The organism is Mesorhizobium sp. M7A.F.Ca.CA.002.05.1.1, assembly GCF_003998335.1.
Taxonomy (GTDB): Bacteria; Pseudomonadota; Alphaproteobacteria; order Rhizobiales; family Rhizobiaceae; genus Mesorhizobium.
Genome location: NZ_RZQI01000437.1, coordinates 1 through 4,897, shown reverse-complemented (window position 1 = coordinate 4,897; position 4,897 = coordinate 1). Strand labels below are relative to the sequence as shown.

At 63.4% G+C, this 4,897-nt stretch carries 5 protein-coding genes; all 5 read right to left on the bottom strand.

All coding sequences use genetic code 11. The features are described 5' to 3' along the window. Nucleotides 1-79: 79 nt before the first annotated feature. Nucleotides 80-715, bottom strand: coding sequence for a dethiobiotin synthase (bioD, locus tag EN939_RS20890; protein ID WP_127269495.1), 636 nt, complete (start codon nucleotides 713-715; stop codon nucleotides 80-82). Next, nucleotides 712-1,851, bottom strand: a complete 1,140-nt coding sequence (locus EN939_RS20885; RefSeq protein ID WP_127269494.1) for an 8-amino-7-oxononanoate synthase — start codon at nucleotides 1,849-1,851, stop codon at nucleotides 712-714. Before EN939_RS20885 ends, bioD begins: the two co-directional genes overlap by 4 nt. Further along, complete coding sequence (bioB, locus tag EN939_RS20880; RefSeq protein ID WP_236383478.1) at nucleotides 1,848-2,816, bottom strand: biotin synthase BioB; 969 nt, start codon at nucleotides 2,814-2,816, stop codon at nucleotides 1,848-1,850. Before bioB ends, EN939_RS20885 begins: the two co-directional genes overlap by 4 nt. Before the next feature lie 174 nt (nucleotides 2,817-2,990). Then, entirely contained in the window at nucleotides 2,991-3,872 is an 882-nt protein-coding gene (nadC, locus tag EN939_RS20875) for a carboxylating nicotinate-nucleotide diphosphorylase (protein ID WP_127269492.1), read from the bottom strand. 1 nt (nucleotide 3,873) lies between these two features. Next, nucleotides 3,874-4,897, bottom strand: a 1,024-nt coding sequence (locus tag EN939_RS20870; RefSeq protein ID WP_127269491.1) for an FAD-binding protein, incomplete at its 5' end; no start/stop codon positions are given.

The window sequence follows — 4,897 nt, the reverse complement described above, 5'->3', positions numbered from 1 at the left end:
CCTTCAGTCAGCACGATTTCAGGGACCGAGGGCTCTAGCGCGTGCTGCGTGAACGGATGCCAGACTCGAGACTCCGCCATCAGTCGCCTCCGGCAATCATGGCCAGGTCGAAGCCGGAAATCATTGCATCTCTCAACGTTTCACCCGTCAGCGGACCGAGGTGCGGCAGCCTGCCCAGCTGCGGCACGCCGCCGAATTCCACGATTGTCCTTTGTGTATCGGCCACCTCTTCGCCAATGAAGGCAATGCCGATGAGCGGGATGGAGCGGGCTTTCAGGGCCTCGATCGACAACAGCGTATGATTGATGGTGCCAAGCGCGGTGCGGGCGCACAGTATGACCGGCAGCCGCCATTGTTCGAATATGTCAATGAACCTTGTCTGTCGATTGAGCGGCACCATCAGCCCGCCGGCGCCTTCGATGACGAGCGGTGTCGGCAGGACCGGAAATGAAAGATCGTCGGCCTCGATCGCGACGCCGTCGATTTCGGCTGATCGATGCGGCGACAGCGGCATCGTCAGTCGATAGACTTCGGGCAGCACGCGTCCGTCGGGCAAGCCGGAAAGCCGGGCGACGACCTCGCTGTCGGTCTCCTCGTTGAGGCCCGATTGCACCGGCTTCCAGTAGAAGCCGTCGAGCAGCCCGGCAAGTCCGGCCGAAAACACTGTCTTGCCAATTCCAGTGTCTGTTCCGGTGACGACGATGCGTTTGGTCATGCTGTGGCCAACACTCCGACGAGAGCCTCGACCATGGCGGAAATGTCGGCTTCGTCGACGTTGAGAGTCAGCGAAATGCGCAGGCGCGACGTACCCTCAGGCACTGTCGGCGGGCGAATGCCGCGTATGTCGAAGCCGCGTGCCTGCAGTCCTGCCGCCACCGCCATGGTGCGGCTGTTATCGCCGATCACAAGCGGCTGGATCTGCGAGCCGCTGGGCATCACGCCGCAGCGTTCGGCCAATTGCCGGCTCGCGAAAGCGACACGCTCGTGCAACTGAGCACGACGCATAGGCTCGTCAGACAGAATAGTCAGCGCCTCACGTGCCACGACTGCCATCAGCGGCGATGGTGCGGTCGCATAGATGAATGGCCGGCACCGGTTGATAAGATAGTCGCAGAGTGTTCGCGGTCCGGTAACGAGCGCGCCGGATGCGCCAAGCGCCTTGCCGCATGTGTGGAGCGTGACGATGTTGTCGCGGCCTTCATACGCGGCGGCCAGTCCCCGGCCGTACGGCCCCCAGACGCCGGTGGCATGCGCTTCATCGACGACGATGAATGCCTGGTACCGATCAGCCAGCGCGACCAGGCTCTCCATCGGCGCACGGTCGCCATCCATGCTGTAAAGGCTTTCGAAGGCGATCCACACCCGCCCCATGCCGCCTTCGGCGCGCCAGCGGGTGATTGCGTCCTCGACAGCGTCGACGTCGTTGTGCGCGGCCAGCTTGAACTCAGCGCGCCCGGCTTGGGCACCCTCATGCATGCTGGCATGAGCGAGCTCGTCGAGGACCAGCAGGTCGCCTTTCTGCGGCAGGGCCGTCAGCAGAGCGAAGTTGGCGATATAGCCGCTGCCGAAGAACAGTGCACGCTCGGCTCCGAAAAATGCCGCTGCGTCCGCCTCCAGTTGCTCATGTTCCGGTGCATTGCCGCGCAACAGCCGCGATCCGGTTGCGCCCACTGGCGTGCCCCGCGCAATCGCCGTCGAAACCGCATCGCCGAGTCTTTTGGAGGCGGCAAGTCCGATATAGTCGTTCGACGAGAAGTCGAGCCCGGCGCGCGGTGCGAGCGTCCGTAACCGGTCCTTGCGCCCCAGTCCCCGCAAGGTTGCGTCATAGCGGGCAAGAATTGCCTCCTTCATTGCGTGGCGAGTTCCATAGGCTCAATGCCGAGGCGCCGGAACAGAAGGGTATCCTTGTCCTCGCCGGGATTTCCCGCCGTCAGCAGCGTGTCGCCGACAAAGATCGAATTGGCGCCGGCAAAGAAGCACAGCGCCTGCGTTTCGTCGCTCATCGCCGTCCTGCCGGCGGACAGCCTTACATAGGATTTCGGCATCATCACCCGCGCGAGCGCAACGATGCGGACGAAATCGATCGGATCGATGGCGTCGGCCGCGGCAAGCGGCGTGCCTTCGATGGGAATAAGCATGTTGATCGGCACGCTTTCCGGCGGCTCGGGCAGGTTCGCGAGCGTGACCAGCATGTCGATGCGATCGGTCTTTTCTTCTCCCATCCCGACAATGCCGCCGCAGCAGACTTTCATCCCAACCGCGCGCACGTGCCCAAGCGTTTCCAGCCGGTCGGCAAAAGTCCTGGTTGAAATAACCTCGCCATAGTAGCGCTCAGAGGTATCGATGTTGTGGTTATAGTAGTCGAGACCGGCCTGCTTCAGGCGAGCAGCTTGCTCAAGATCGAGCATGCCGAGCGTCATGCAGGTCTCCATGCCGAGGGCCTTGACGCCCTCAATCATGGCGACCACAACGTCCATGTCGCGCTCCTTGGGAATTCGCCACGCCGCGCCCATGCAATAGCGCGTTGCGCCGCCATCACGCGCCTTGGCCGCTTCGTCGATGACATGCTTGACGTCCACCAGCTTCGACGCCTTCACACCGGTTTCGTAATGCGCAGACTGGCTGCAATAGCCGCAATCTTCAGGGCACCCGCCGGTCTTGATGCTAAGGAGCCGCGACAGCTGCACTCGGTTTCGATCGAAGTTCTGGCGGTGGATCGTCTGAGCTAGGAACAGCAGATCGTTGAATGGCATGCCGTAGATGGCCTCGGCCTCTTTGCGGTTCCATCGCGGAGGCGTTCCATCGACCAATTGCATGGTCTGGTTCACGTCGAACTCCGAGTTCATTCCAATCGTCATCGTCAAACCTTTGTTTGCTAGTCCGGTACGCCTTCTTGGCTTTGGGGCGCACTCGCTAAAGGCGAGCTGCGGCACGTCTTTCCAGCACCTCCTACGCCTGCCGAGCTGATGTTGCTCCTCACGCCGTAATCCTCAGTTCAAGTGCTTGCAGATGTTCTGGTGGTCCGGCATGTCCAGGCCGATGTCGAGGATCGGGGCGCTGTGCGTCAGCCAACCCATGGAGATGAGATCGACACCGGTCGCCGCAATCGCCGCCGCCGTTTTCGGCATCACCCGACCGGACGCCTCGGTGATCGTACGGCCATCCACTATAGAAACCGCGCGGGCAAGATCCTCGACCGACATATTGTCGAGCAGCACCGCGTCAACACCAATCGCGAGCGCTGCATCGAGCTGCTTCAGCGTGTCGACCTCGACCTCGACCTTCACCATATGCCCTGCTGCGGCGCGCGCCCGCTCTATTGCTGTGCGGATATCGCCGGCGATCGCGATGTGGTTGTCCTTTATGAGCACGCCGTCATCGAGGCCGAACCGGTGATTGGCACCGCCGCCGACGCGCACGGCGTATTTCTCCAATGCCCGCAGCCCGGGCGTCGTCTTTCGCGTCGATACAATCCTCGCCTTGTGACCGCGCACGGCCTCAACCATGGCCGCTGTGGCAGTGGCAATGCCGCTCAGCCGGCATAAGAAATTGAGGGCCGTGCGTTCGGCCGTGAGCAGGCCTCGTGCGGGTCCGGACAATCTTGCAATGGTTTCCCCGGCCCCAACCTCGCTGCCATCAGGGCGCCAGATCTGGATGTTGATCGCCGGTTCCACGAGAAGGAAGGCATACGAGACCAGATCGAGCCCGGCAACGACGCCCGCCTGCCTCGCTTTGAGCACCAACGTGGCAGTGCAATCATACGGGATAACCGCATCGGTGGTCAGGTCGCCGGATCTGCCCAGGTCTTCGAGGAGCGCAATGCGCACAATCGGTTCGATCAGGGTCGCGGGGAGGGGGGAGAATGAAGTCATATCAAGTGCTCCGTATGGTAGCCCGGCAATCGAGTGCGGCCGCGGCCCGCATTGCGCTGTGCAGTGTCAGCCGTGATGGGCGCACGTTGGCATCGTGGAGCGGGAAATCGGACCGACAGTGCGCGCCTCGACTCTCTTCCCGCCTCAGGGCCGCCGCGGCGATCATCAGTGAGACCAAAGCCGGACCAGAGGCAGCGACACTATTGGCTGCGATCGGCAGCAGGGTCGCCACCGCTTCGCGCATTGCCTCGCCGTCGCGGATGATACCCAGGGCGGCGGAGACAATCGGGCGGACCACGGAAGCGTCTGGTCGTGGAGGGACGAATGTGGAGCATCTGCGCGGTCGCCGGGTATACGACGTGCCGGCAACGCTTTCGGCAACCCAGCTCGCGGTGACCGCCGCTTCGGTGAGCGAGTTGCTGGCCAGGCGGTTGGCGCCGTGCAGGCCGGTACAGGCCACCTCACCGCAGGCCCACAATCCCTCGATGGAGCTGCGGCCGGCGCTGTCTACGGCGACGCCGCCCATGTGATAATGTGCCGCCGGGCGCACCGGGATCAGGTCGGTCGCGGGGTCGATTCCTGCGCTCCGGCACAATTCGGCGATGCCTGGAAAACGCTTGCCAAATCTCGGGCCGAGACTTTGCCGTGCGTCCAGGAATACGCGGCGTCCAACGGCAAGCTGGTGCCAAATGGCGCGCGCTACGACGTCGCGAGGCGCAAGTTCACCGCCAGGTGTGTCGGCGAGGAAGCGCTCTCCTCGCTCATCGATGAGCACCGCGCCTTCGCCACGCACGGCTTCGCTCACCAGCGGCATCGGCCGGCGCGGACCGTCGAGCGCAGTTGGATGGAACTGTATGAATTCCAAGTCGGCGAGTTCCGCCCCCGCCCATGCGGCGAGCGCCAGCCCGTGACCCCATGAGCCAGCGGGGTTTGTCGTGTCGCAAAACAGCCCGCCGACGCCGCCGGTCGCCAGCACCGCGCGACGCGTGGGCAGAGCGAGCGCGCCGGCTCGTCCTGCTGCGACC

Coding starts and splice junctions, on each gene's coding strand:
- bioD (WP_127269495.1), bottom strand. CDS start 715: ATGACCAAACGCATCGTCGTCACCGGAACAGACACTGGAATTGGCAAG.
- EN939_RS20885 (WP_127269494.1), bottom strand. CDS start 1,851: ATGAAGGAGGCAATTCTTGCCCGCTATGACGCAACCTTGCGGGGACTG.
- bioB (WP_236383478.1), bottom strand. CDS start 2,816: ATGCAATTGGTCGATGGAACGCCTCCGCGATGGAACCGCAAAGAGGCC.
- nadC (WP_127269492.1), bottom strand. CDS start 3,872: ATGACTTCATTCTCCCCCCTCCCCGCGACCCTGATCGAACCGATTGTG.